Below are 26,415 nucleotides of genomic sequence, written 5' to 3' on the forward strand. Positions count from 1 at the left end.
CGTGCTGGCCCAGTTGATGCGCCTCCACTCCGGACATCGCCGTAGTTCTCTCCAGACCGGACCTAGCCCGCTTCGACCTCTTGCCGGCGAAACCGGGAGCTCGAAGGATGATTAGTTGCTTTTCCCCGGAAACCCGGCGTCCTGGCCGATGACCGTGCCGGACGCGATCAGCGCCCTGACCGATTCCTGTACGGCCGCGAAGCTCGTGTAACGGGGCTTGTAGCCGAGACGCTGGCGGCTCTTCTCGATCGAGTGGCAGGAACTGCGGATGACGTGTCCGCGGGAAGTCTCGGCATCCCGTCCCTCCAGGCCGCGGATCCATTCATTGAACGGCTTGAATGCGATCCGGGGTTCCCTCCCAAACCAGCGGTAGACCGTTTCGGCATAGCCCCTCAGGGTAACGGCCTGCTCGGACACCGTGTTGAAGGTCTCGCCGATCGAGGCCGGACGGTTCTCGACGGCACAGATGATCCACCGGGCCACGTCATCCGCATGGACGTGGTGCACCATCTCGAGTCCCAGATTCGGCAAGACCAGCTCGTCGCCACGAGCAATCAGCGAAAACACATCCGGATTTGCATTACCGATCGGGTTGATAGGGTTCCATCCCTCTCCGACGATATGGCCTGGGCGGAAGCAGGTCGCTGGAAAGCCGGTGAGGCGGGCCTGCTTCATCAGCCACGCTTCGCTCTCTGCCTTGCCGGCCCCGTAGGTGTCTATGGGGTTGGGCGGCTCGATCTCAGTCGCCGGGATCACAGATAGGCGGCCATAGACCCAGATCGAACTGCAGAACAGATAATGCTCGATCTTGCCGCGCAGCGCCTCGACCAATTGCCGTGTGCTTGAAAGATCGAAAGAGATCATGTCGACGACGATGTCGGGATGCAGATCTGCGACCTTTGTCCCGAACTGCCCCTTCTTCTCTTCAGCCACACGGTCGAGCGCTACGGTCTCGACCGACCTCCAGGCATGATGAGGACGGTAGGGCACCGCCGTGCCGCGGCTGACATTCACGACCTCATGCCCGGCCTCTACGAGCGCAGGAATGAGGTAGCTCCCGACGTGACCGCTCCCTCCAATGACGACAATGCGTGACATGGCCTGCCTCCCCGCTGCTCGCACGATATCCGAAGACGCTAGCATGCGTTGCTTTCGGCGATTAGGAGCAGCAAACTTGATACCTTTGTGAAATAAGCTCAGCAATGCCGCGCGATCAGATCAACGAGCTCACCGCCTTCCTGACCGTCGCCCGGGAGCGCAGCTTCACCAGGGCGGCGGCCGAGCTTGGCGTGACGCCGTCTGCCTTGAGTCACAGGATCAAGGGTTTGGAGGACCGCCTCGGGCTGCGGCTGCTGTCCCGAACCACCCGCAATGTGGCCCCGACCGAGGCGGGGGAGCGCCTGCAGCGCCAGGTCGGTCCGCTCTTCGACCAGATCGCCACCGAGATCGATGCGGTCAGCTCGCTGCGCGACAAGCCGGCGGGATCCATCCGCATCACCTGCACGGACCACCACATCGAAGCGATCTTTCGGCCCAGGCTCGGCGCGTTCCTGCAGCGGTATCCCGACATCCGTGTCGAGCTCGACATGAATTACACCTTAGTCGACATCGTCGCGGAGCGCTTCGATGCCGGCGTCCGCATCGGCGAGGCGCTGGAGAAGGACATGGTCGCGACCCGGATCGGACCGGACTGGCGGTTCAGCGTCGTCGGCTCCCCTGCCTACTTCGCACGTCGGCCGCCGCCCGCGACACCCCGCGACCTGGCCAACCACAACTGCATCAACATCCGGATGGCCACCGCCGGCGGCAATCTGCGGTGGGAGTTCCGCTCTCCGGACGGGCGCGACCTGAATGTACGCGTGGAGGGGCAGGCGACGTTCAACACCTCCGGTGCCGCCGTCAACGGCGCCGTCGACGGCCTTGGTGTCGGCTTTGTCCCGCAGGAGCAGGCGGCTCCATACCTCGTGGACGGGCGTCTGATCGAGGTCCTGGCGGATTGGTGCCCTTTCCATGAGGGGTGCTATCTCTATTATCCCAGCCGCAAGCAGAACTCTCCGGCGTTCTCTGCCTTCATCGAGGCAATGCGCTACCGTGGACCGCGTCGCTACGGGGAGGAGTGCTAGCGTCCAGAACGGATTGAATTCGAGCAGCACCATGCCGCCTTTGTCGTCGGCACGGCTCGGGAGCGCCATATCCGGCCATTGCCGAGAGTTCCCTAAACCGGACGCGACTCGATCAAGCCGGGAACGGCCATTCCTTGCAGCTTGGCGCCCCGGACGGTTGCCGAAACCGGTCACCGAATTCGGTTCCCCGAAGCGGACCGGCCCCCTGGTAAGGGAGAGATCGTGACGGCGCGCTACGCGTGCCCCACCGAGCGCCCACTGAGCCAGACTGGCTGCGGGGGAAAGGATATATCGACAAGGGGCATCAGGTGTGCGGGGGCCTAAGTAGGAGGCGATGCTGTCGGCTGAGCCGGCTACGGCGTGGACGGCGGAGCGATATTGATGATCGCAGTGCCAACGATCATCCCCAGGGCGAAGGCGGCGAGATAGCGAGCCGCGCCATCGAATTCCTTCCGGGGAAATCATTGACATTATGTGACGAAATATAACTGCGCGTGCGCAGATCGGCAGTGGGGCGGGCCGCTCGGGTCGAATGTCGGGCGCTGGATTGCTGTCGGGCTGCTCCAGCCCGCGACCGTCGGCGTGATCGCCGGCGGCCTGCGCGGCCGGGAAGGCCAGCGTCACCGCCCAGGCCACCGGGAGGCGCTTTCCGATGTCTTTGATGTCGTCCGGCGCGATCATTCACAGCGTCCGAACGGTCAATTGGCGTCCCGACTAGCGGACGATCGTCAGGACGGCAATCACCGGCCCAGGGCCTCGCCGGCGCCACGGATCACCAGAACTGCCTTTGGCAGACCTTCGGGCATCACTTCTAAGTTGCGAGCCATGTCAGCGGGCCCTCCGGAAACTGTCCGACCGCATATTCCTTGAGTCCCTCCCCTCGCTGCCCCGGAAATCCGCTTAGAATGATCCGGTCTTGCGGCTGACCGGACTCGCAGTAGAGCAACGCGGTATGTTCCTGGATTTGGCACGGTCCGCCCTCGGCATCTAACATCTCTCTCTGGGTCGCCTGCCATGCGTTTTGCCGTGGCGCGACGACGACAGTTGTGCGAATTCTCGAATCGACACCCGAAATCAGATGCACCTTGTATAACCCTGCCATCTTTACCTCCGATTGCGATGAGTGACGCTCAACTCTTCGCCTTTGTCTCCAAGATAGACACAATCTCGCCAGGGCCCTATTCCTGCCCGTGAAATCACTTCAAATGACATCCCCGCGCACCAGCGCGATCCGTCGGCCGAGTCCAAACTCGGCGAGCCGGCTTCGAGCGAGCAAGCGCAGCGCTGATGCGACGGGTTCTGTGCCTTGCCGTCAGCAAACCTTCTGCGGTCACTCTTCCGTGGCGAGCCATTTCAGTGGACCCTCCGGAAACCGCCCCTTCCGGTAGACCTTCTTTCCTGTGCCTTCCGCCCCCGGAAATCCTTCCAGCACGATCCGGGCGGACGACGAACCGAGTTGGCCAAGCAGCTCAGCCGACCCACCTTCGGCCAAATATTGTCCTACGTCGACTCCGAGCATTTCTACGTCGCCACGTGCCCACATATTTTGCTTTAGAATGATAGCGAGCTTGGTCCGAATGGACGGATCGACTTCCGAAATCAGCTCTACCTTGTATCCATCTGGCATTCTCGCCTCCGGCTGCAGGAGTTTACACTAAATTCTCGGATATTTTTACAGACCCCCGTTGATATATCAGTGACCATATCCGCGCCCGGGCTGTCGGGTCAATTGACGCCGCTGCGGTCGCGGCGGGGACCGAGGCCGAGCTCGGCGAACAGCGCCTCGATCCGGCTCTCCACCATGCGCAGATCGGAAAGCACCTCCGTGTAGTCCACCTCGGGCGGCGCCTTGCGCTCGGCAGGGAGGGATGATCGCCGGCTGCTCCTCTGCAACGTGGCCCGGTGGCGGCCGGTGGCGCGCCAGGCATCACGGCGATGCCGAGAACGGCCAGGTCCCGAGCGACATAGGTGCGGTGGGTGCGACTCCCCGTCATCTCGACCAGCCAACCGGACCTCCGGCGGTGGGGAAGGTCCGTTCCCGTTCCCGCCGAGTCGGCGCGGTTCGGGAGCGCCAATTCCGGCCGCTGCGCCGGTTGCCCGGAACCGGACATCGGCGAACTCAGCCGATTCGCCCCTTTCCGCCCAGTCTGGATCAGTGGGAGTGACCAGAACCGGCCATCACATTGGAATCCCGACAGCGACCATGGTCGGGTTCGATTTTTTCCTGCTGAAGTGACGTGGCTGAAGGGCACCATTTGCAGTTAGCGCGACTGGGCCTCCACGATCGCCACCGTATGGATTCCACATTCTCCGAAATGCGATCTATCTCGCGAGGATTCGGAAACATCCAATGAAAAAACATCGAAAAATCAATCTATCTCTATATCTTTCTTTGTCGTGTAATTCACATCGAAGAACTTTACAATTGCATCTGTTGAGATCAAAAATATTCGGATTATCAATTATAATTTCGCCCCCCCCCATAATGACACCCCTCAATTCCCGCTGGCCGTCCGCATCTTCGCGAACTGCACAACAAAGGAGTCGCCGCCCGCTGGGCGGTGCCGAGCCCATCGCAGCCAGAGCAAGAGCCACCTGACACGCAGTGCAGGGGCAGGGCTGTCCCGTTGCACGCCATGATGTGAGAGATCCACCTCCCGCGGGAGGCCGTAGTGATCGTGGAAGAGGAGAGGAAAATGCCGGCCCCCATTGAGAAGCTCGATCTAGTCGTTTCCGGTAACGCCAGCGCACAGGAGCAGATCGCGCAGACCGTGGGCCGTGGAGACAGCGTGACGCGCCGCGACTTCCTGGCGGGGGCGGCGGCCGGTGCGCTGCTGGCGGGCTGTCCCTGGCCGGCCAAGGCGGCGGTTTCCGCGACAGGCGCGGAGCGTGCGCCGAACGGGGCGGAGACCGCCAAGGTCCGGATCTATCCGGCGATCGGCATCTGCCGGGTGGGCGGCAGCCGGCAGTGGTTCCTGGCGCCCGAGGTGCCGGGCCTGGCGCTGCAGCCGGAAGGTGGCTTCAAGGACGGCGACAGGCGGGTCAAGAAACAGGTCCAGCGCTTCCGGATCTACGCCTTCGATGCCCAGGACCGGGTAATCGGCGAACTGACCGGCGGCACGGCCGGGGTCGAACGTCTGGCTTGGAGCGTGCGTCTCGCCAACACCAAGGCAGCCTGGTACGGCTTCAACAACCCGCTCGACAACGGCGAGCTGGCGCCCGCCCTGCCGGGTCAGATGAGGAACCAGTACTTCGTCGACGATGCCGATCGCGAGCGCATGCTGGTCATCGACGGCGGCAGCAAGACCATCGCCGGCACCTCGGTCAACGAGGGCGGCGGCGATCCGCTCCACCGCTTCGTCGGCCGCTTCTGGGACGAGGTCGAGGTCGGCCTGGGCGAGCTCAGGACCGACGCGGCCGGACGCCTGCTGGTCGTGCCGCCGGACGGCAAGTCGAACTCGCCGGCCGGTGCGGGCATCACCTCTTTCGCCGACAACGACGGCTGGCACGACGATTGGTGCGACGGGCCGGTGACCGCCGAGGTCACCCTGGCCGACGGGCGCAGGTTGACGGCCGAGCCCTCCTGGGTTGCCTGCGTCGGACCGCATTTCGCGCCCGAGATCCCGCCGATCGCCACGCTCCACGACGTCATCGAGAACCTCAATGTCGAGCAGGGCTGGAGCCAGCCGCCGGCCCTGCCGCTGTCGTTCCGCCGACACGTCTATCCGACCTTCCGCCGGGTCGCGCTGATGGACTGGGTGACCACCGCCGCCGACCTGCGCCAGGGCTGGCTGGAGGTCGGCGACTTCGCCGATCCCGCCTTCATCAAGCGCCTGGCCGACCCGAGCCTGGCCAACAGGCCCTTCCGCGAGAAGATCCTGGCGCAGTTCCGCGATCCCTACGACCAGGCCCCCGACGCTTTCCGGCGCCAGCGGCTGAAGATCCCCTACATGCTGGGCGACGGCGTCAACTACGACGGCAGCCCGCTGCAGTGGTTCCAATTTCCCAAGCTGCAGTACCAGCACCTCAAGGACTGGGCCGCTGGCGACTTCGTCGACGACCTGGAGGATTCGAAGTCCGATGCCATCGCGGCCCTGGAGGACCTGCCGGTCGAACTGCAGCCGGCGGCGCTGACCGAGGCGGCGCTGGAGCCCTGCTCGGGCGGCGCCTTCCATCCCGGGGTCGAACTCACCTACTACCTGCGCCTCGCGCCGATGTATGCGCGCCAGCGCGACCCCGAGGCCGAGCCCTTCCGCATCGCTCACGGCGACCGCAGCAGCCTGGTCCAGACCGTCGGACGCCTGCTGACCCCCGAGAAGGCCTTCGAGGGCAGCGGGACCGTGCCGCCGCCGATCGGCCCGCAGATGGCCGGCGACCTCACCCGCTGGATGGGCCTGCCCTGGCAATGCGACGCCTTCTCCTGCCAGCAAGTGCTGCTGCAGGAGAACTTCCCGACCGCGGTCTGGTGGCCGGCCCTGCTGCCGATCAACGTGCTGCCCGAGGTCTACTACCGCCAGCTCCTGCGCACAGACCTCTCGGCCGAGGAGCGGCTGAAATTCTTCCACAGTCGGGTCGCCTGGTCGCGCGGCATCGCCGGCATCGGCTATCACGCCAACGCCAGCTACTGGGACGGCATCACCAACATGATCAGCCTGTGGGAGCGCATGGGCTTCGTGGTCAGCCGCCCGGGCCCGACCGACCCCGGCCGCCCCGAGGGCATCCCCGACACCCTCTACGTCGAGGTCGGCCGCTCCGACACCATGGAGTTCCGCTTCGACTGGCAGCCGCCCGATGGTATGTTGCCGAGATGAGGGGGCGCCGCCCATGCACTTCCCGCTGAGCCTGTCGCAGGGCAACTCACCCCGGCCCTGCCGCCGCGTACCGTGACAGCCCCTGCGACCGCACCCGTCGCCGTCATCGGCGGCGGCATTGCCGGTGCCGCCGCCTGCCTGCGCCTGTCCCAGCTCGGCCACGCGCCGATTTGGATCGCGGCCGGTGTCCCAGGGACCACCCATCCCGACGACAAGCCCGGCGAGCATCTGGCGCCGGCGGCGCGGCCGCTGCTCGCCAAGCTCAGCGCCCTCGACCTGTTGGCGGCACCAGGGCACCGGCCAGCCAACGCCGTGCTCTCAGCCTGGGGCGGGCCGCATCTCGCCGAGCGCAATGCCATCGTCCACCTGGAGGGCCCCGGCGCGGTGCTCGACCGCCCGGCCTTCGAGCGCGACTTGGCGGCGCGGGCACTGGACGCTGGCACCCGCCGCATCGAGGCCGCGCTAGAGGTGGCCGAGACTGCGGACGGGCTCTGGCGGCTCTACGCCGGCGGAGCCGACCTCACGGCCGGCTTTCTGCTCGACGCCAGCGGCCGGACCGCGGTCGTCGCGCGGAGCCAGGCCCGGCGTTTCCGCGCCGATCGCCTGGCCGCGCTGTGGGCCTTCCTCGAGCAGGATCCGGCGAGCCCGGTCGTGCCGACCCGGGCGACCCTGATAGAATCGGCGCCCGACGGCTGGTGGTATGCCGCCCTGCTGGCCGATGGCCGCCTGGCGCTCAACTGGTACAGCGACCCCGACCTGCTGCCTCCCGAGGCAACCCGCGGCGCCGAGGCTCTCGCGGCCCTGACGGCCGAGAGTCGCCATGTCGGCCGCTGGATCGACGAGGCCGGCTTCCGCTTGGTGGCCCCTCGCCTCGCCTCCGCCGGCACGACCTGGCTGGCGCCGGCGGCCGGGCGGGCGGAGGGCGCCGGCTGGGCCGCCCTCGGCGACGCCGCCGCCGCCTTCGACCCGCTCTCCTCTCACGGCATGACCACCGCGCTCTGGACCGCAATCGCCGCCGCCGAGGCCGCCGTTGCGTCCGTGGCTGGCGACCTGGCCCCGCTCGCCCGCTACGCCGCCGCTGTTGCTGGCGGCGTCCAGGACTTCCTGGCCGCCCGAAGCCGCCTTTACGCGGCCGAGCCGCGCTTTGCCGACCATACCTTTTGGCGCCGCCGGGCGGCCAGCCATGATCCCGCCGACATCGGGGCTCCTGCTCCGCTCTCAACGGGAGTTGAAAAGGGCAGACTTCGCCTTTCTCCTTCATCCACTAGGTGGCCGCTCATCGCGCTTCGCTGACACCTCCGCCAGGCTGGGGTGCGCCAAAAGCGGGAGCCGCGAGGACATTTCAGAACCGGACATCGGAACGGTCGGCCGGCGTCAAGCTCGCCCGGTTGATTCCGTGTCATTCGAATGCCAAAAAGCGGCCGCAGCGACCAGTCCCGAAGGGGACAGGCGAACCAGGGCAGCAGCGCCTCGATGATCCGACAGCGCGCCCAACTCGTGGAATTGCGCCGCCCTCGTCCAAGAACCGGGCGCCCCGATCGTCAGTGCCGCCGCTCTTCCGCGGAGGCGGCCCAGAGAGCCGAGCGCTTGCCGCGCCCGGCTCGAGGACCGCTACAGTACAAAATCCGCGGCGGTCAGCGCATGGTCGGCGTACACGGTGATGATCGAATCCGGCTGCCTGTCGCCATTCGTGTCGAGATAGACGCCCTGGCGGCCGTCGCCGAAATCGACCACCCGCAGCTCGCCGGCATGGCTGGTGAAGGCGCCGGTGCCGAAGGTGAAGGCGGTGTCGCCGTTGCCGCTGTTGCCGTCGGCGTCGATCGCCGACAGGTCGATGTGGTCGCCGGTCGAGAAGTCCGCGATCGTGTCCTTGCCCGACGCCGCCACCGTGCTCTCGCCGACGCTGGTGTAGAGGAAGGTGTCGTTGCCGGTCCCGCCCTTCAGCAGGTCGGCGCCGACCCCACCCTGGAGCGTGTCGTTGCCGGCCCCGCCCCAGAGGCCGTTGTTGCCCGCATCGCCGCTCAGGCTGTCGGCGAAGGCCGATCCGTACACCTGCTCGATCCCGGTCATCGTGTCGCCCTGGGCGTCGCCGCCCGTGCCGGTGCCGGCCTGCAGGTCGATGGTCACTCCCGAGGAGGAACCCGCATAGGACGCGGTGTCGATGCCGGTACCGCCGACGATGGTATCGGCCCCCGCGCCGCCCTCGATATAGTCGTGGCCGGCGCCGCCGTCGAGCCGGTCGTCGCCCGCGCCGCCGACGATGCTATCGTTGCCGTCGTCGCCGAAGACGATGTCGTCGCCGGTGCCGGCATCGATCGAATCGTTGCCGATCCCGCCATGGATGGTATCGATGCCGTCGCCGCCGACGAGCCGGTCACTGCCGTCGCCGCCGTCGAGGTTGTCGTCGCCGGCCTCGCCCGAGAGACTGTCATCGCCGCCATTGCCGACGAGCGTGTCGTCGCCGAGCTCGCCGCCGATGATGTTGCGGCCGCTTTCGCCGGTCAGCGTGTCGTCGAAGCTCGACCCGTACAGGTGCTCGATGTTGACCAGCGTGTCGCCGGCCGCGTCGCCGCCGGTATTGACATTGGCCAGCAGGTTGACGTTCACCGCGGCCGACGAGCCCTGGTAGTTGGCGAAATCCGGTCCGTCGCCGCCGTCGATCGTGTCTGCGCCGGCGCCGCCGCGGATGACGTCGGCGCCGTCGAGGCCCAGGATGGTGTTGTTCGACGCGTCGCCGTAGAGGTAGTCGATAAAGGCGCTGCCGGTGATGTTCGTGATCTCGTCCAGGAAATCACCCCGGGCGTCGCCGGCGTAGCCGGCGCGGGCCGCCAGGTCGACGGTCACGCCGTCGCGCGAGTTGGAATAGTCGGCCGTGTCGACACCGCCATTGCCGTTGAGGATGTCGCCCCCGGCGGCGCCGCTGAGGGTGTCGTCGCCGGCCGACCCGTCGAGGACGTCGTCGCCGGGCGAACCGATCAGGCGCTCGATGCCGGTCAGGGTGTCGCCCTGGGAGTCGGCCTGGCCGCCGGAGCCGGTGCCGGTGGTCAGGTTGACCCTGACCGACACCACTGAGCCGGAATAGTCCGCCGTGTCGAAGCCGGCGCCGCCCTGCAGCGAATCGGCGCCGCCGCCGCCGATGAGGACGTCGTTCCCGTCGCCACCGAGCAGGATGTCATTCCCGCCCTGGCCGTCGAGCCTGTCGTCGCCGCCCTGGCCGTCCAGGGTGTCGGCGGCCGCGCTGCCGGTGAGATTGTCGTCGCCGGTATTGGAGCCGATCAGGTTGACGATGCCGACCAGATAATCGCCCTGGGCATCGCCGCCGAAGCCCTGCGACGCGCCGGTCAGCTGCAGGTTGATGCCCAGCAGCGGCAGCGTCAGGTTGACCAGCACCGACAGGTCGATGGTCACGCCATCGACCGAGGTGGTGTAGTCCGCCGCATCGATGCCTGACAGGGTAATGATGCCGGCCGCATTCAGCAGGCCGCCGATGATGACGTCGGCCCCGGCGCCACCACGGATCACGTCATCGCCCGACCAGCCGATGGCGATGTCATCACCGCCCAGCGAATCGACAAAGTCGTTTCCGATGCCCTGGACGGGACCGATGATGAGATCCGGCAGGACTTCGGCGCGGTTGGAGCCGGTGAAGGTGGCCATGGGACATTCCCCTGAAAGTGTACCTATATGCGAGCCGACCGTGCATTTCCGACCGTCACTGCCCCCGCGTCGCGGCTGGTGATCTTCTCGCCGCGAGGGTCTCCGCCGTACTGCCGCCCCGCTGATGGACTGCGCTTCGATCGCCCCCCCCGCCGCGCGACGCGGTCGATGGTCCCCGCCGTGACGCTCCGCATTTGCGATCATGGCAGTGTAGGCCGTTCGAGGGCGATGTCTGTTCGATGAAACGGAGAATATACTCGATGAGACGTTCGCAGCTGTGAATCGGCATGGAATAAGGGCTCTGACTCAATTTTGATGGGATTAGGGAGTCTGCTGATGTTGGTTTCACGAGGGGAATCAACATCATGCGAAATGCTCTCCGGCCATCGACCCTGGTGCCGCGCGGCTTCGTGGTGAATGACGCCATCTGCGATGCCGCGGGCCTGCTGATCACCGTCCGCGCCGGGAACAAGGCGAACGCCTGCCCCGATTGCGGGGCGATCTGCAGGCGGGTCCACAGCCGATATCGCCGGCGTCTGGCCGAGCCGCCCATGGCCGGCAAACTGGTCCGGCTGGTGGTGCTGGCGCGACAGTTCCACTGCGACGCGATGCTGTGCAGGCGGCGGATCTTCGCCGAGCGGTTCGACGCGGCGGTGCTGGCGCCGTGGGCACGGCGGACCGCCCGCCTCGATCACATCATCCGCCACCTCGGCCTCGCGCTGGGCGGGCGGCCGGCAGCTGGCCTGGCGAGGAGGCTGAGGCTGCCGGTCAGCAACGACACGTTGCTGCGCGTCGTGCGCCGGCACGGCGGCTCACGCCTCATCCCGCCGACCGTGATCGGGATCGACGACTGGGCGTGGCGCCGCAACCAGCACTACGGGACCATCATCTGCGACCTGGAGCGGCGCAAGACCATCGCCTTGCTGCCTGACCGCGAGCCGGCGCCGGCACAGGCCTGGCTCTCGGACCAGCCGCAGATCGCCGTCGTCGCCCGCGACCGCGGTGGTGGCTACGCCGTGGCCACGGCCAAGGCGCTGCCGCAGGCCACCCAGGTCGCCGACCGCTGGCACCTGGTGGAGAACGCCAGCCGGGCCTTCCTCGACGCGGTGCGGAAGTCCATGCGGCAGATCCGCGCCGCGATCGGCGCCGCCACGATCGATCCGGACCTGCTCACCGCCGCCGAGCGGATCCAATATGAGGGGTACCTGCGCCGCGAGGACACCAACGCCGCCATTCTCGGGCTGGCCAGGGATGTCGTCACGATCAAGGAGATCGTGCGCCGCACCGGGCACAGCCGCAATCTGGTCTGCAGGGTGCTGCGTGGCCAGCGCTCCGACGTCTTTCGCGTCCGGGAGAGCTCGCTCGAGCTCTATCTGCCCTGGCTCGACGCCCAGTGGGCGGCCGGACAACGCAATGGCGCAGAGCTGTGGCGGCACCTCAAGAGCCAAGGCTTCCGCGGGTGCCTTCGCGTCGTGGCCGAGTGGTCTGCCCGCCGCCGCCGGGCTGAACAGGTCGACGGCAATGCCCTGAGCGGCGCTCCCTCGGCGCGCACTATCGCGCGTCTCATGACCATCGGCCGTGACAGCCTCTCCAAATCCGAGACCGTCACCGTCGCGGCGATCGAAAGCGACGTTCCACAGCTGGTCGAGGTGCGGAGCATCATCGCCGCCTTCCAAAACATGATCCGCAAGAAGTCGCTGGCCGATCTTGAGCCCTGGCTGGAACGGGCCGGCTCGAGCCTGGTCGCTGCCTTCGCCCGCGGCGTCACAAAGGACCGGGCGGCGGTCAGTGCCGCCATCACCTCGCCGTGGTCGAACGGACAGACCGAGGGTCAGATCACTAAGCTCAAGCTCGCGAAACGCCAGATGTACGGCCGCGGGCATATCGACCTTCTCCAGGCCAGGGTCATCGGCACCACTTAGCCAAGCTCCATCAAAACTGCGTCAGAGCCCCTTTTTCTCCGCCGGCTGTGAGGCGCCATATGCGGACTCTGCACCGGCCTCTCCAAACCGGACACGGCCGGCTCCGCCCCATTGCTGAGTTCGCCCACCCAAGCGCGAAGGTCCGCTGCCGCCCCAAGATTGCCACCCGCCCGGCCGGCGCATAGGCTCGCCTGCAACAGCTGAGCGAGGCTCCATGAGCGACAACGACCGGGGCGGCGAGCCATCCGCGACCGCAGGCATGGCCAGGCAGTACGGCGACAGTCGGAAGCTCGCGGCGCGGGCGCGCCTGCATCGGGAATACACGGTAGCCGAGACATCGTGGTTCGCCTGGGTGGCGCAGCAGCTACCCTTCAGGGCCGGCGATCATGTGCTCGACATCGGCTGCGGCCCGGGCTGGTTCTGGGCCTCGGTGGCGGACAGGCTGCCGGACCAGCTTGCTCTGACCCTGGCCGATCAGTCGCCCGGCATGGTCGAGGAGGCGACGGGCCGGTGCCGGCCGCTGCCGTTCGGTTCGGTCGCGGGCCGGCAAGCGGACGCGGCGGCCCTGCCTTTCGATGACGGCAGCTTCAACGCCGTTGTCGCGATGCACATGTTGTATCACGTGACCGATCCGGCCGCCGGCGTCGCGGAGATGGCCCGCGTGCTCAAGCCCGGCGGTGTCCTGGCGGTCACCACCAACGGCGCCGGCAACATGCGCGAGCTATACGAGCTGACGACAGTGTTCGGAGGCGCCCCGTCCGAGCCGATGGCCACGATCTTCGGCTTCGACACGGCCGAGCGGCTGATGCGGTCGCAGTTCGGCAACGTGGCTTGGTCCCGGCATCCGGCGAGCCTCCGGATCACCGATCCCGAGGACATGTTCCTGGCGCTGACGTCCTTTCCACCGGGCGAGACCGCCAGCGAGCGTCAGCAGAAGTCCTTCCGCGAAGCCATCGACCGCGCCTTCGGGCAAGCGGGCGGCGTGCTGGAGGTCCGGACGGAGATGGGGCTGTTCCTCAGCCAGAAGACTTAACCAGGGAGGGGCCACTGTCGACCGTCTCGGCTGCGCCATAACGAGACATCTCCGTGTCGCCCCGAAACCGGACATTGCCCAAAACCGTAGTTTCTCAGCCATCTCGGCCACGCCGAGGCGACAAGGATGCGCCCAAACCGGCCACTGCGGTCGGCTCCCGAAGCGGACGTGACGGCAGCCGGCTCAATCCCCGGAGTCACTCCTGATTTCGTGCCAGGAAGGAATGGATCTGCGCAATGACGGCCGCACCCTCACCGACGGCGGCGGCGACCCGCTTGGTCGAGCCGGCACGGACGTCTCCAACGGCAAAGATGCCAGGGCAACTCGTTTCCAGCGGCAGCCGCTCGCCATCGCCGGCACGGTCCCCCGCGAGGACGAAGCCGTTCCCGTCGATCGCGACGCAGCCGTTGAGCCAGCCTGTATTGGGATCGGCGCCGATGAACAGGAAGAGGTGGCGCGACGCGCACTCCTCAGTCTCGCCGGTCCGCGCGTCACGGAAGGTGGCGCCGGTCAGGCCGGTCTCCCGATCGCCGTGCAAGCCGACGATCTCGCTGCCCACATGCAGCTCGACATTGGGCAGCGCCGCGATCCGGTCGATCAGATACCGGGACATGGTCTGCTCGAGCGGTCGCCGGACCACGAGATGCAGGTGCCGGACCTGCGGCGCGAGATAGGCAACGGCTTGGCCGGCCGAGTTGCCGCCGCCGACCAGGGTCACTTCCTCTCCGGCACAGAGGCGCGCCTCGATCGGCGACGCCCAGTAGGAGACGCCGGCCCCTTCCAGCTCCTCGACATTGGGAACGTCGGGCCGACGATAGCGCGCGCCCGACGCGATCACGATTGAGCGCGCCCGCGCGGTACATCCGTTGCTGAGTTCGAGGGAGAATGGGGCCTCCGCATCGGCTCCATGACAGCACAGCCTTCCGACTGTCAGCGGAATCGCGAGCTCGGCGCCGAACTTCGTCGCCTGGTTGAAGGCCCGGCCCGCCAGAGCCTGTCCGGAGATGCCGGTGGGGAATCCGAGATAGTTCTCGATCCGGGCGGATGCGCCTGCCTGGCCGCCGAAGGCCCGTGAATCGCAAACCAGGACGGACAGCCCCTCGGACGCGCCATAGACGGCAGTGGCCAGCCCGGCCGGCCCCGCTCCGACGACCGCCACGTCGTAGACGCTCTTCGGGTCGAGATCCGGCATGATGCCGAGACAGGATGCGGCATCCGCATCGCTCGGATTTCTGAGCAATGTGCCATTCGGGCAGATCATCAACGGCAGATCTTCGGAGGCAATGCCGAGCTGTTCGACCAGCTCGCGCCCCTCGGCCTCGCAGGCGGCGATGATGGCGTGGGGATAGCCGTTGCGGGTCAAGAATCCGGACAGCCTGACGATGTCGGCTGCGTCCCGGCGGCCGACCAGAACCGACCCTGCGCCGCCGATCCGCCCTTCCTCGATCAGCGATACGCGCCGGAGGATGAAGGCGCGCATGATGGCTTCACCGAGATCTGCCGACCCGATGACAAGTGCGCGAAGGTGCGGGGCATCAAAGGGGATCGCCAGCACGCCCTTGTCGCCGGCGACCACCGACGCCAGGGTCGCGTGTCCCGACAGCTGGTTGGTCTCGCCGGTGAACTGGCCGGGCGTGTAGGTGGCGATCACCGACGATCTGCCGGCTGCGCCGCGCTGAAGCGCGTCGGCTGAGCCTTCGAGGATCAGCCAAGCGGGGACGTTGCGGGTGCCGATCTCATAGAGGACATCGCCTGGGCCGAAGCGGCGCGGCTCACCGCTCGCGAAGCGCCGGGCCGTGCCGATCTGGAGAGCCGAAAGCGTCGGATATGTCTGCTCCCGCCGATCGTTGCTGATCGCCATGGTGTGAACTCCGTATCGGCCTGTGCTCGTGCTGGCATCGTCCGGCATCAATGCGTCAGTCTATGCCGCGAACCAGCTGAGCCAACTTTTTCCGCAGAGTCTGTGGGTCACGCGGGCGCCAGCTGGGGCGCCTTCGGCAGGGTGAGCGCGAAGACGAGAAGGCCAAGAAGGGTCAGCCCGAAACCCGCCCAGACGGCCGAGAGCAGGCCGTAGCCGGCGGCAATGGTCAGGCTGCCCGCCCAGGCGCCGATGGCATTGGCGACATTGAGCGCCGCGAGGTTCATGGCCCCCATCAGCGTCGGCGCCTCCGGGGCGAAGCGCGTCAGGCGGACCTGGATCGTGGGGATGGCGACCATCATGGTCGCGCCGACGCCGAACAGCGCCGGCATCAGGATCAAGACATTGCCTCCGCCGGTCGCCAGCAGCGCGAGTGCGATCAGGGCGCTGCCGAAGCCCACGATCAGTCCTCGCGCGGGATAAACATCGGCAAGCCGTCCGCCGATCAGGTTGCCAGCGGTCATGCCGAGGCCGAACAGCGCCAGCGCGACCGGAATCCAGACCTGGTCCAGCGTTGCCACATCGGTGACGAAGGGGCCGATGAAGGTGTAGACGGCGAAGATGCTGGCCACACCGAGCGCCGCGACGAGCATCATGGCCCAGACAGCCGGCCGGCGCAGCGAGGCCAACTCCTGCACCACGGGGCCGCCGTGCAGCGCCTCCGTCCGCGGCACCCAGATCCACAGGGCCAGGAAGGCGAGACCGGCCAGCGCGGCGACGGTGAAATAGGTGTTCCGCCAGCCGAGAGTCTGGCCGAGGAAGGTCGCCAGCGGCGAGCCGATGATCGTCGCGATGGTCAGCCCGGTCATGACCAGCGCGAACGCCTTGCCTGAGTGGCCAGGCCCGACGATGTACGAGGCCACCACGGCACCGGCGCCGAAATACGCCCCTTGCGGCATGCCGCTAATGAATCGGGCCAGGGCAAACATGCCGAGATCCGTGGCGACGGCCGAGAGGACATTGCCGAGGATGAACAGCCCCATGAGGCACAGCAGCAGAGTTCGCCGGTTCAGCCGCGCCGCCACCAGCGTCACGAGAGGAGCACCGATCACCACGCCGAAAGCATAGGCCGCAATCGCATTCGTTGCCGTGGGGATGTCGATGCCGAGGCTCGCCGAGAACAGCTGGAGAATCCCCATGCTTGCGAACTCGGAGGTCCCGATGCAGAAGCTGCCGAGCGCCAGGGCGAACAGTGTAAGGCCCCGCTTGCGCTGTTCCGCTTCATTCGTGCAATGCACCGTCACAGCGGCGCATTGACCGCGATAGGCCTTGTCCAGCATCCCTGCCTCCCATTCGCGATGCCCGTGTGAGCCCGCGCCGGACCGGCGCCCGGCGTTTCATCCGATGTCCTGTCGTCCGGATCCCCTAAGCCCCGCCTCCGCCAGGCTTCGTCAACCGACTGCCGGGGCGCCGCGGAACGGACGACCGGCTCTATCGCTTGAAGACGATCATCTTCTCCGCGGTCATCTCGCGCGCCGTGTAGGGAATGCCGCCGACGCCGTAGCCGGACTCGCGCCGGCCGGCAAAAGGCATCCAGTCGGTGCGGAAGGCGCTGTGGTCGTTCACCATCACCGCCGAGGCGTCGAGCCGTTCGGCGGCATCGAGGGCGACGTCAAGTTCACGCGTGAAGATGCTCGCTTGGAACGCGACGGACAGGGAATTGGCGGCGCCGATCGCCTCATCGATCTCGTCATAGCCATAGACGCAGGTGACCGGCCCGAAGATCTCGTGCGTCGAGACCTTGGCGTCCTTCGGCGGCTCCACGAGTATCGCGGGCTGCAGCGTCGTCGTGCTGAAGCGCTCGCCGCCGATCCGGCGCGCACCGCCCGCCACGGCCTCGGCGATCCAGCTTTCGACCCGCTCCGATTCCTTCGGCGTGATCAGGGGCCCTACCTCGGTGTCCGCACGGGTCGGATCGCCGACGCGCAGTTGCCCTACCCGCGCGGCAAAGCGGTCGACGAAGGCCTGCTTGATCTCGGCATGCACGTAGATGCGCTGGACCGACACGCACACCTGGCCGGCGTGATAGTAGCCGCCCTTGGCGATCGGCTCGATGATCGCATCGAGATCGGCGCTACGGTCGACGATGACGGGCGCAACGCCGCCATGCTCGAGCGCGCAGCGGGTCCCGGGCGCCAGGATCGAGCGCAGCCGCCAGCCGACCGCCGCCGACCCGATGAAGCTGAGGAACGCGACGCGGGCATCGGTCACGAAGGATTCGGAGAGATCGCGGCTTTCGGGAAGCAGCGTCTGCACCCAGCCTTCGGGCATCCCCGCATCGTGCACGAGCTTCACGAGCTCGACGCAGCAGAGCGGCGTCGCCATGGCCGGCTTGACGATGACCGGGCAACCGGTAGCGATGGCGGGCGCGACCTGATGCACGATGAGGTTGAGCGGATGGTTGAAGGCGGAGATCGCCGCCACCACGCCGATCGGCTCCTTGATCGTCCAGGCGCGGCGATTCTCGCTCGCCGGGGTCAGGCCCATGGGAATTTCGACGCCCCCCCGGCTGCGCAGCAGGTCCGCGGCATTGCGGATGCCGTCGATCGCCCGGTCGGTCTCGACCAGCGCGTCCGAGTAAGGCTTCCCGCCTTCGCGCGCGATCAGCATGGCGAAGGTCTCGCGCCGCGTTTCGACCAGGCCCGCGAGCCTGTGCAGCACGGCCATCCGCTCATGCGGCTGCAGCCACCCGGCGCGATCCTGGAACCGGGCGCGCGCCGCCGCCAGCTTGGCTTCGAGCGCCGGCGCATCATCCGTAGGCAGCTCAGCGATGCGCCCGCGATCAAACGCTTGCACAACCTCGACCATGCTCGTCCTCGTTCTCCAAGCGGCAGGGTTGCCGCGATCCGCGCCTTCCGAGCTATCCGACCTCCTCCACCTCCGAGACCACGGCCGTCCGATCGGCCAGCTCGGGGATTTTGGCCAGGTAGGCTTGATAGTGCGGCGAGTTTCGATGGGCTTCGACGGCCGCAGCGTCGCGGTACAGCTCATCCAGCACATAGCGATCTTCATTCGATGAGTCGCGCCAGACGTCCCAGCGGAGATTGCCCGGTTCGGCCCGGCACTGCGATGCCATGCCGACGAGCAGCACTCTGAGCTCAGCGCTCCTTCCCGGGCGAGCGGTCAGGATGGCGGTGATCTTGGACGGAGACTGTGTCACGCGCGGCTCCCGGTGAAATGGGCAAGCGGGCCTCCTCTCAGCGGCCAGGCTTCGAGCGTGCGGGTTCTGATCGCACGCCCGAAGCTTCAGTCCGCATCCGGCCGGTTCATCCTTTGAGGGCGGTGAGCAACTCTTTCCCCAGCGGCCCCGCCGAGGCAGGGTTCTGGCCGGTGATGAGGCGCCCATCGACGATGACGTGAGGTTGCCAGTTGGATGCTGACGAATAGTCGGCACCCTCTGCCCTCAACGCATCCTCCAGCTCGTAGGGGACGTCATCGCGGGCATAGTCGTATTCTTCCTTCTTGGAGAACGACGTGAGCCGCTTGCCGCGCACGAAGGGCGTGCCGTCACCGAGATCCACGCCGAGCAGCGCGCACGGACCGTGACAAACCGCGGCGACGAGCTTCCCCGTGGTCCAGGCACGGACGATGGCGCTCTGCACGGCGGCGTTGCGCTGTATGTCGACCATGGGCCCGAGGCCGCCCGGCACCAGAATGGCGTCGTAGTCGGCGGCGTCCACTTCGGACAGTCTGCGGCTGTGGTTCAGCCGGCGAAACGCCTTGCTCTCGAGAAACGCCTTCTGGGCGGGGTCTTTCTCATCATAGGCGTCGTAAGGCGTCCATCCTCCGGCAGGCGAAGCGAACTCCACCGCGATTTCCGCCTTGTCGAGCACGTCGAAAGGATGGGCGACCTCGGCGAAGAAGAAGCCGGTCTTTCGACTGTGCGGACCGATCACGGCTGCGTTGGTAACGATGAACAGAACATGCTGGGTCACGGTCTTCTTCCTTTGGTTTTGCCCGCTCAGGCCGTCAGAACTTGAGCACGGCCCGGCCGACGACGCGGTTGTCCCGCAGGAGGTTCAGGTACTCGTTGATCTGATCGAAACCGATGGTCTCGATCGTATGCTGGATCTTGCCTTCGGCGGCGAGCGCCATGACCTCGCTGAGATCGGCGTTGTTGCCCCAGAACGACCCGTGGAAGGTCTGTTCTCCCGACACGCGCGGGAACAGCGGGATATCGATGCGGTCGCCCACGAAGCCGACATCCGCGTAGTGGCCGCTGATCGCCAGCAGGGCAAATCCCAGCTGCATCATCTCCGGCGCGCCGACGCTATCGATGATAGCGTCGAGCTTGTTCTGCCCCGTGGCCTTCTTCAGCTCCTTGCCAACATCGTCGGCGGATTTGCCCTTGATGTTGATGATGTGGTCGGCCCCGTACTTCTTCGCGATCGCCAGCTTGTCCGGATTGCGGGCGAAGGCGACGACGGTCGCGCCGGCGCCGAGCAGCTTGGCATACTGGACCGCATAGGCGCCGAGGCCGCCGACACCGAACACGCCGATCACCCGGTCGGGCCCGAGCCCGCCGGCATCGCGGATCTTCTTGAGGCCGCGATAGGGCGTCAGCCCGGCATCGGTGAGCGGCGCCAGCTCTTCGAACTGCAGGTGCTTCGCCACCTTGATCACGTAGCGTGCCGGAACCGGGATGTATTCCGCGAACCCGCCATAGGTCCCGAAGCCGGGCCAGCGCACATTGGGGCAGATATGTGTGTTGCCGACCTGGCAATGACGACACACGCCATCGCCCCATCCGGGCGCGACCACCACGTGGTCGCCTTCCTCCAGGCCTGCGGCCTTTGGAACGACGCTGCCGATTTTCTCCAACGTGCCGGTGATCTCGTGGCCCGGGATCACTGGCGGCGGGATATCGCCATAGTTCTGGAAAAATCCATCGACCAGCAGAACGTCGGATCGGCACATCCCGCAGGCCCTGACCTTGACCAGCACCTCGTCGGCCTGGATCTCGGGAACCGGGATGTCCTCGAGGACGAGTGGCTTGTGGTACTCAAGAATGCGAGCGGCTTTCATGGGCTTCCCCTTCTCTCGAGAGTTCAGGTGTCGCTGACTGCGTCCGCGGCGGCCTCAGCCACGGCGATGTCCTGCTCGACGGAACCGGCGCTCGCTCCGACCGCCCCGACGATGGCGCCGTCGATGCGAACCGGCAGGCCGCCACCGAAGATCACGACCCTGCCGTGATTGCTCTGCGCGATTCCGAAGAGCGGCGCGCCGGGCTGCGCGAGCTCGGCCAGATAGGCGGTCGTCTTGTCGAACAGACGGGCCGTCATCGCCTTGCCGATGGCGAGGTCGATGCTGCCGATCAAGGCCCCGTCCTGCCGCATGAAGGCGACGAGCGCCCCGCCGCCATCCACCACGGCGATGTTGTAGGCGATGCCGAGGGCGGCGGCCTTGGCCTCGCCCGCCTCGAGCATCCGCTTTGCATCTGAAAGCGTCAGGGTGTTGCAGGAGCGTGGCATCGTATTCGCGGCCCTGTTTTGATCCGGATGCCCGTCATTTCGAGGCACGCATGCGCACCGCATGGCCGCGTTTGCAGCCACGTCCGCGAGATGCGAGACTTTCCTTGATCGACCGGCGCCTGCCATAGCTCGCAGGCCAGCCTTCTCGGCTAGGGGAATTGACTAGCACCGGGGCCGGCTCTCGAGTGGTAAAAAACGGTAAAAGAATCGAGGTGGGGCGGGCTGCGGAATTGCTTTACTGCGGGCCCCGTCAGCGGTCGTGGGAAGGGAAGAAGCGATTTGGCGGTCCGGCCGCAATCGCGAAGCCCGCAGTCGGGGGCTGCACAGACTATGGCGTGGTCAGATAGCACTGACGGCAGGATTTTCTGCTTTGGCGAATGCCGTTTCATTCCGGATCGCCAATTGCTGCTGCACCGTGGCGTTCCGATCCATGTTGGATCCCGCGCGCTCGACCTCCTGCACGCCCTGGTGCGGCGGCCCGGCGATCTCGTCAGGAAGGAAGAGCTCATCCGCTTCGCGTGGCCGAACATTTTCGTCCACGAGGCCAATCTGAAGGTCAATATCGCGGCGCTGCGGCGCGCTCTTCCGCGAAGTCAGCCCGATGAAAATTACATCGCAACGGTGCCTGGCCGCGGGTACCGGTTCGTCGCGCCGGTGCGCGTTCTGGGCCCGCCTGTCGGAACGGTCCTCCCCAATGCCGCCGGAAGCGGTACGGGGGAGTTGCCGGTCGCATCGGCGCTGATCGGGCGCGACGAGGTCACGATGGAGATCGTCGACACGCTCTCGGAAACCAGGCTGCTCACGATCGCCGGGCCGGCGGGGGTCGGCAAGACCAGCATCGCGATCGCGGCGGCACGGCAAGTCGGCGAGCGGTTGAAGGATGGCGTGTGCTTCATCGACCTCGCGGCGATCGAGGACCCGCAACTCGTCGCGCCGGCGATTGCCATTGCGGCAGGGCTGGACAGCAATCTCGTCAATGTCCTTGCCGGGCTTGCCGAAGCGCTGGGCGGCCGAGATATGCTGCTGGTCCTCGACAATTGCGAACATGTGCTGAGCGCGGTAGCGGCCGTTGCGGACCATCTAAATCATGCGCTGCCCGGGCTTCTCGTCGTCGCGACGAGCCGTGAGCCGCTACGGTGCAGGTGGGAGACGGTCTATCGTCTCGCGCCGCTTCGCTGCCCTTCCGAGGGGAGCGAAGCGGACGCCGCGGCGGCGATGAGCTTCCCGGCAGTGGAGCTCCTGGTGCGACGCGCGGAGGACCATGGCTATCGGTTGGACGATGCTGACCTACCCGTGCTGGCTGCCATCAGCCGGCGCCTAGACGGAATAGCGCTCGCGATCGAACTGGCGGCGCCGAGGTTGTCCGTTGACGGCCCCGCCGAGCTGCTCGGCCTGCTCGAGCACAGCTTCGAACCGCTGGCGTCGCAGAAGGGCACCGCGACGGCCCGCCATATGACGCTTATGGCGACGCTGGACTGGAGCTATAGGCTGCTCCCCGGACACGACGCCCGTCTGTTGCGCCATCTGTCGGTCTTCACCGGCACATTCGTGCTGGAAGACGTGGTCGGCGTGTGCGGCCATCATGCAGCGGCGGAGGATGTCGCGACCTGGCTGGAAAGCCTCGCCGCCAGATCGCTGTTGTCCGTCAGCTATCACGCCGGACGCCGGCGCTATCGCCTCCTCGACAGCACGCGCAGCTTTGCCTCCGAACGCCTTCGCGCGGGCGGCGAGCAGCGGGCGGCGATGGCCAGCTATGCCCGTTACCTGCTCACCCTGTTCGAGGCGGCTGAAGATGATTGGAGCTGGAGAACGCGGGAGGACTGGACTGCCCGCTACGGCCATTGGGCGAATGACTTGCGCCGGGCCATCGACTGGGCATTCACAATTGGAGAAGATGTCGACCTCGGCGTGCGGCTGACCGCGTCCGCCGTCACTTTCTGGAATGAATTTTCGTCGGTCGCCGAATGTCGGATGCGCGTCAAGGCGGCTTTGGATGCCACCGAACGACTGCCTTCCTGCGATTCGATCCTCAGGCTGAAGCTGGTCGCCGCGCACGCCGTTAATGGCTGCTTTTCCAGCAGCCTCGGCGCGGAGGTTGAGGCGATTCTAAAGAAAGGTCAGCGCATGGCCGACCAGTTCGGCAATGTCGAGTATCACCTTCGCACCACCTTGGGTCTCATCGGCGTCCAGGCCTTTGCCGGCCGCCATCGCGATGTGCTGTCGACGGTCGCCCAGCTTCGCGGGATCATCGAGACCACCGGCGAACGCTCTGCGGTTCCGGACGCGGACCGTCACGAGTTCACGACGCGCTTTTATTGCGGCGAGATTGAACATGGACATGCGGGCCTCAAGGCCCTCGCCCGCGAGCATGCGACGATCGCCAACCGGTCTCGCACCTCACGCTTCCAGCTCGATCGGTTCATCGCCATCCGCAACTACCTGGCGGTGACAACCTGGGTGACAGGAGATCATCGTGGTGCGTTGGGCGTGGCACAGGATGCGGTCGACGCTGGAGCGGCGCTCGACCATGCCGTGTCCTACACACACTCTCTGGCGATGGCAGCGATTCCGGTTTCCCTGTGGTGCGGCTTGCTCGATCTGGCACAGGAGCAGGTGACAAAGCTCGTCGAAAAGCTCGCCCTGCACCAGATCGACACCTGGCCACCATCCGCACGCTTCTACCAAGCCGCGATCGACGCCGCGCGGGGTGATGCCAACGGAGTCGAGAGAATGCACAGGGCGATCGGTGAACTCGCCGCATGCAACCTCCGCACTCATTTTCCGATGCGTCTCGCAATGCTCGCGGAGGCGGCTTTGGTCCATGACCGTCTCGACCTCGCCCGCCCCAGCATAGCCGAGGCATTGGAGTATGCCGACCAGCGGGAGGAGCGCTGGTGCAGTGCCGAATTGCTGCGCGTTCTTGGCCTGGTTCGAGGGCGCGATGGGGATGCGCCGGGCGCCGGGCGAGCGTTCGAGGAGGCGGTGCGAGTGGCACAGCAAAGCGGCGCTCTGAGCTTCGAGCTGCGCGCAGCGACCAGCCACGCCAAACTCGCGCTGCAGACGGGTCGCAGTGACGCCGCCCTGGCGCAGTTGGCCGCAGCCTATCAGCGGTTTGACAGCAGCTTTCACAGCACTGATGTAGTTGCGGCGCGCAAGCTTCTTGAGTCACTTTGAATATCGCTATGCTGGCCGGCTGCTGGTTTCCAGGTTCGGTGCCCGTTCTCGGCCGGGGAGCGCCATATCCAGCCGTAGCCGCGGCGGCACGATTCCGGACATCCCTCGATCCCGCGATATCCGCCCCTTTCCAGTCAGCTCGCACCTTAGGATCGCGCTCGACAGCGGCCGTGCCAGCCGGCTCGACAAAGCGGACACGGCCAGACGCGACCTTCTCAGTCGGTCAAGCCGAGCGACAGAAGCCAGAGAACGCTTGGTGTGGATCGATTCATTGTTGGCGGACAGTCGATAGCCCAACGATCCGTACCGGGGCATCTTCAGGGATTGCGCCGATGTCGCTAACACTTGCATGAATGCGCCCTAACGGCACCTTGCCCTGCCAATACCCAATGTGGCCGTAGTAGAGCGCGATCCACTGACCAGGATGATAATATCCGACCTCAGGAATCCTTGGATCATCCCCTGGAGGGGCGCCTTGCATCGACAGCGGCTGCTCCAGCCTGATGATCTTCTCGTCATAGCCAGGATAGTTTGTGGATTTCAGCGTCAGCGGAAGCCGTTGCAGAAGATCATCCGCCGTCGGGTTGTCGTATAGATCGACTACAAAGCTCTTAGTGCCGACATGCACCTCGATCTTCTTGCCGCTCAGCTTCCTCGACGGTGAATCTGCTGACGAGTCCGGCGCAGCATTCGCGCTCTGCGTCGCCGCACCACTTGTGGCAAGTGCCACCGCTGCCGCCGCAGCCAGCATGACGGATCGTTTGTTCATTGTTGGGTTCCTTTTGCGAACTGGTCGTGTCAGGCGACTGACGGACAAGCCCAGATGCAACAGACGAGGCCTCCAGTCGCGTAAATCAAATTCAACGATACGTTGAAATCGGTCGATGAGACGCGCGGGCCTCCACGCTGCTACTGTCGAACGTCGCCACGGAGAACCTGAAAGTCTTCGACGACGTCAAACCTCATCAAGAACGCTACTCGGAGCAGCCCCGACCCGGCACGTACGGTCGTGTCCCAGGGAGTGGTGTAGGGACGGCTCCGGCGGCCGGGATGGGTGGTCATCGGCGATTTCCCGTTAGGGTCGGGTTTGCGAGAACCAACCTGATCGGAGGACCACCGATGACCGACGAGATGATGAGCCTGCGGACGCTCGTGGAGAAGACCCCGGACGCGGATCAAGAACGAGGTGCATGCGATCCTGCACGCCCATCNGGTCGTGTCCCAGGGAGTGGTGTAGGGACGGCTCCGGCGGCCGGGATGGGTGGTCATCGGCGATTTCCCGTTAGGGTCGGGTTTGCGAGAACCAACCTGATCGGAGGACCACCGATGACCGACGAGATGATGAGCCTGCGGACGCTCGTGGAGAAGACCCCGGACGCGGATCTGCTGCGGGAGATGATCGGCTTCGCCGCCGAACGGCTGATGGAGCTGGAGGTGGGCGGGCTGACCGGCGCCGGCTACGGCGAGAAGAGCGCCGAGCGGCTGGCGCAGCGCAACGGCTATCGCGAGCGGGACTGGCAGACGCGGGCCGGGACCGTGGAGTTGCGCATTCCGAAGCTGCGCCGCGGCTCGTACTTCCCAGGGTTCCTGGAGCCGCGGCGGATGGCGGAGAAGGCGCTGACCGCAGTGATCCAGGAGGCCTACATCCAGGGCATCTCGACCCGCTCGGTCGACGAGCTGGTCAAGGCCATGGGCATGAGCGGCATCTCCCGGAGCCAGGTGTCGCGGCTGTGCGAGGAGATCGACGAGCGGGTGAAGGCCTTCCTCGACCGGCCGATCGAGGGCGACTGGCCCTATCTCTGGGTCGACGCCACCTACGTCAAGGTGCGCCAGGCCGGCCGCATCGTCTCGGTCGCCGTGATCGTCGCGGTGGGCGTCAACACCGATGGCCGCCGCGAGGTGCTCGGCATGGACATCGGCCCGTCGGAGGCCGAGACCTTCTGGACCGGGTTCCTGCGCCAGCTCGCCCGCCGCGGCCTGCGCGGGGTGAAGCTGGTCATCTCCGACTGCCACGAGGGCATCAAGGCGGCGGTCGCCAAGGTGCTCTGCGCCACCTGGCAGCGCTGCCGGGTGCACTTCATGCGCAATGCGCTCGCCCATGCCGGCAGAAGCGGCCGGCGCGTGGTCTCCGCCTTCGTCGCCACCGCCTTCGCCCAGGACGATGCCGAGGCTGCACGTCAGCAGTGGCGCCGAGTGRCTGACCAGCTCCGGCCGAAGGTGCCGAAGCTCGCCGGTCTGATGGACGAGGCCGAGACCGACGTCCTCGCCTACATGACCTTCCCGGCCCAGCACCGGGTCAAGCTGCA

18 protein-coding genes are annotated in these 26,415 nt (G+C 66.4%); 7 read left to right on the forward strand and 11 right to left on the reverse strand.

Annotation, left to right across the window (positions count from 1 at the left end; genetic code table 11):
• Positions 1-111: 111 nt before the first annotated feature.
• Positions 112-1,098 (reverse strand): NAD-dependent epimerase/dehydratase family protein, encoded by a 987-nt coding sequence (locus tag BWR60_RS01450; RefSeq protein WP_088149213.1) that lies wholly within the window; start codon positions 1,096-1,098, stop codon positions 112-114.
• A 104-nt stretch (positions 1,099-1,202) separates the two neighbouring features.
• Between BWR60_RS01450 and BWR60_RS01455 the strand changes: the two genes are divergently transcribed.
• Positions 1,203-2,123, forward strand: a complete 921-nt coding sequence (locus BWR60_RS01455; RefSeq protein ID WP_088149214.1) for a LysR family transcriptional regulator — start codon at positions 1,203-1,205, stop codon at positions 2,121-2,123.
• 1,330 nt (positions 2,124-3,453) lie between these two features.
• Here the strand turns inward: BWR60_RS01455 and BWR60_RS36150 are convergent.
• Positions 3,454-3,750 (reverse strand): hypothetical protein, encoded by a 297-nt coding sequence (locus BWR60_RS36150; RefSeq protein ID WP_144445491.1) that lies wholly within the window; start codon positions 3,748-3,750, stop codon positions 3,454-3,456.
• Between the two features lie 1,069 nt (positions 3,751-4,819).
• On the opposite strand from BWR60_RS36150, the gene goxA reads away from it, so the two are divergent.
• Together goxA and goxB are read left to right on the forward strand one after the other, a co-directional pair.
• Positions 4,820-6,934, forward strand: a complete 2,115-nt coding sequence (goxA, locus tag BWR60_RS01460) for a CTQ-dependent glycine oxidase GoxA (RefSeq protein WP_179221586.1) — start codon at positions 4,820-4,822, stop codon at positions 6,932-6,934.
• Positions 6,935-7,006: 72 nt separating this feature from the next.
• Positions 7,007-8,227, forward strand: coding sequence for a glycine oxidase maturase GoxB (gene goxB / locus BWR60_RS01465; protein WP_088149216.1), 1,221 nt, complete (start codon positions 7,007-7,009; stop codon positions 8,225-8,227).
• A gap of 318 nt (positions 8,228-8,545) precedes the next feature.
• Here goxB and BWR60_RS01470 read toward each other — a convergent pair whose 3' ends face one another.
• Positions 8,546-10,591: a calcium-binding protein gene (locus tag BWR60_RS01470; RefSeq protein WP_088149217.1), complete on the reverse strand. Its 2,046-nt coding sequence runs from the start codon at positions 10,589-10,591 to the stop codon at positions 8,546-8,548.
• A 365-nt stretch (positions 10,592-10,956) separates the two neighbouring features.
• On the opposite strand from BWR60_RS01470, the gene BWR60_RS01475 reads away from it, so the two are divergent.
• Together BWR60_RS01475 and BWR60_RS01480 are read left to right on the forward strand one after the other, a co-directional pair.
• Positions 10,957-12,513 carry an ISL3 family transposase gene (locus tag BWR60_RS01475; RefSeq protein WP_088149218.1) on the forward strand — a complete coding sequence of 519 codons (1,557 nt, stop codon included), beginning with the start codon at positions 10,957-10,959 and terminating at the stop codon, positions 12,511-12,513.
• Positions 12,514-12,727: 214 nt separating this feature from the next.
• Entirely contained in the window at positions 12,728-13,546 is an 819-nt protein-coding gene (locus BWR60_RS01480; RefSeq protein ID WP_088149219.1) for a class I SAM-dependent methyltransferase, read from the forward strand.
• A 196-nt stretch (positions 13,547-13,742) separates the two neighbouring features.
• Here BWR60_RS01480 and BWR60_RS01485 read toward each other — a convergent pair whose 3' ends face one another.
• From BWR60_RS01485 to BWR60_RS01515, 7 genes are all read right to left on the reverse strand, one after another.
• Positions 13,743-15,407, reverse strand: coding sequence for an FAD-dependent oxidoreductase (locus BWR60_RS01485; RefSeq protein WP_144445493.1), 1,665 nt, complete (start codon positions 15,405-15,407; stop codon positions 13,743-13,745).
• A gap of 107 nt (positions 15,408-15,514) precedes the next feature.
• Positions 15,515-16,744: an MFS transporter gene (locus tag BWR60_RS01490; RefSeq protein ID WP_088149220.1), complete on the reverse strand. Its 1,230-nt coding sequence runs from the start codon at positions 16,742-16,744 to the stop codon at positions 15,515-15,517.
• A 151-nt stretch (positions 16,745-16,895) separates the two neighbouring features.
• Positions 16,896-18,272: an aldehyde dehydrogenase family protein gene (locus BWR60_RS01495; protein ID WP_088149221.1), complete on the reverse strand. Its 1,377-nt coding sequence runs from the start codon at positions 18,270-18,272 to the stop codon at positions 16,896-16,898.
• Positions 18,273-18,324: 52 nt separating this feature from the next.
• The gene (locus BWR60_RS38595; protein WP_275542360.1) at positions 18,325-18,810 is read right to left on the reverse strand and encodes a putative quinol monooxygenase; all 486 of its coding nucleotides are present in this window, start codon (positions 18,808-18,810) and stop codon (positions 18,325-18,327) included.
• Positions 18,731-19,399 carry a type 1 glutamine amidotransferase domain-containing protein gene (locus BWR60_RS01505; RefSeq protein ID WP_088149223.1) on the reverse strand — a complete coding sequence of 223 codons (669 nt, stop codon included), beginning with the start codon at positions 19,397-19,399 and terminating at the stop codon, positions 18,731-18,733. Before BWR60_RS01505 ends, BWR60_RS38595 begins: the two co-directional genes overlap by 80 nt.
• A gap of 34 nt (positions 19,400-19,433) precedes the next feature.
• Positions 19,434-20,489 (reverse strand): NAD(P)-dependent alcohol dehydrogenase, encoded by a 1,056-nt coding sequence (locus BWR60_RS01510; protein ID WP_088149224.1) that lies wholly within the window; start codon positions 20,487-20,489, stop codon positions 19,434-19,436.
• Between the two features lie 23 nt (positions 20,490-20,512).
• A complete protein-coding gene (locus tag BWR60_RS01515; protein WP_429912997.1) occupies positions 20,513-21,061 on the reverse strand; it encodes a GlcG/HbpS family heme-binding protein in 549 nt (182 codons plus the stop codon).
• Between the two features lie 276 nt (positions 21,062-21,337).
• Between BWR60_RS01515 and BWR60_RS01520 the strand changes: the two genes are divergently transcribed.
• Positions 21,338-24,109: an ATP-binding protein gene (locus tag BWR60_RS01520; protein WP_218823276.1), complete on the forward strand. Its 2,772-nt coding sequence runs from the start codon at positions 21,338-21,340 to the stop codon at positions 24,107-24,109.
• Positions 24,110-24,377: 268 nt separating this feature from the next.
• Here BWR60_RS01520 and BWR60_RS01525 read toward each other — a convergent pair whose 3' ends face one another.
• Complete coding sequence (locus tag BWR60_RS01525; RefSeq protein WP_218823277.1) at positions 24,378-24,878, reverse strand: cyclophilin-like fold protein; 501 nt, start codon at positions 24,876-24,878, stop codon at positions 24,378-24,380.
• A 557-nt stretch (positions 24,879-25,435) separates the two neighbouring features.
• Here BWR60_RS01525 and BWR60_RS01530 point away from each other — a divergent pair.
• On the forward strand, positions 25,436-26,415 hold a 980-nt coding region (locus tag BWR60_RS01530), incomplete at its 3' end, for an IS256 family transposase (RefSeq protein WP_088149228.1).

This window comes from Inquilinus limosus (assembly GCF_002195995.1).
GTDB classification, from domain to species: Bacteria; Pseudomonadota; Alphaproteobacteria; order DSM-16000; family Inquilinaceae; genus Inquilinus; species Inquilinus limosus_C.

Bases quoted from the DNA above. Each gene is read 5' to 3' on its own strand.
- BWR60_RS01450 (WP_088149213.1), bottom strand. From the start codon at position 1,098: ATGTCACGCATTGTCGTCATTGGAGGGAGCGGTCACGTCGGGAGCTAC.
- BWR60_RS01455 (WP_088149214.1), top strand. From the start codon at position 1,203: ATGCCGCGCGATCAGATCAACGAGCTCACCGCCTTCCTGACCGTCGCC.
- BWR60_RS36150 (WP_144445491.1), bottom strand. From the start codon at position 3,750: ATGCCAGATGGATACAAGGTAGAGCTGATTTCGGAAGTCGATCCGTCC.
- goxA (WP_179221586.1), top strand. From the start codon at position 4,820: ATGCCGGCCCCCATTGAGAAGCTCGATCTAGTCGTTTCCGGTAACGCC.
- BWR60_RS01470 (WP_088149217.1), bottom strand. From the start codon at position 10,591: ATGGCCACCTTCACCGGCTCCAACCGCGCCGAAGTCCTGCCGGATCTC.
- BWR60_RS01475 (WP_088149218.1), top strand. From the start codon at position 10,957: ATGCGAAATGCTCTCCGGCCATCGACCCTGGTGCCGCGCGGCTTCGTG.
- BWR60_RS01480 (WP_088149219.1), top strand. From the start codon at position 12,728: ATGAGCGACAACGACCGGGGCGGCGAGCCATCCGCGACCGCAGGCATG.
- BWR60_RS01485 (WP_144445493.1), bottom strand. From the start codon at position 15,407: ATGGCGATCAGCAACGATCGGCGGGAGCAGACATATCCGACGCTTTCG.
- BWR60_RS01490 (WP_088149220.1), bottom strand. From the start codon at position 16,744: ATGCTGGACAAGGCCTATCGCGGTCAATGCGCCGCTGTGACGGTGCAT.
- BWR60_RS01495 (WP_088149221.1), bottom strand. From the start codon at position 18,272: ATGGTCGAGGTTGTGCAAGCGTTTGATCGCGGGCGCATCGCTGAGCTG.
- BWR60_RS38595 (WP_275542360.1), bottom strand. From the start codon at position 18,810: ATGGGCGCCTCATCACCGGCCAGAACCCTGCCTCGGCGGGGCCGCTGG.
- BWR60_RS01510 (WP_088149224.1), bottom strand. From the start codon at position 20,489: ATGAAAGCCGCTCGCATTCTTGAGTACCACAAGCCACTCGTCCTCGAG.
- BWR60_RS01515 (WP_429912997.1), bottom strand. From the start codon at position 21,061: ATGGCAGGCGCCGGTCGATCAAGGAAAGTCTCGCATCTCGCGGACGTG.
- BWR60_RS01525 (WP_218823277.1), bottom strand. From the start codon at position 24,878: ATGAACAAACGATCCGTCATGCTGGCTGCGGCGGCAGCGGTGGCACTT.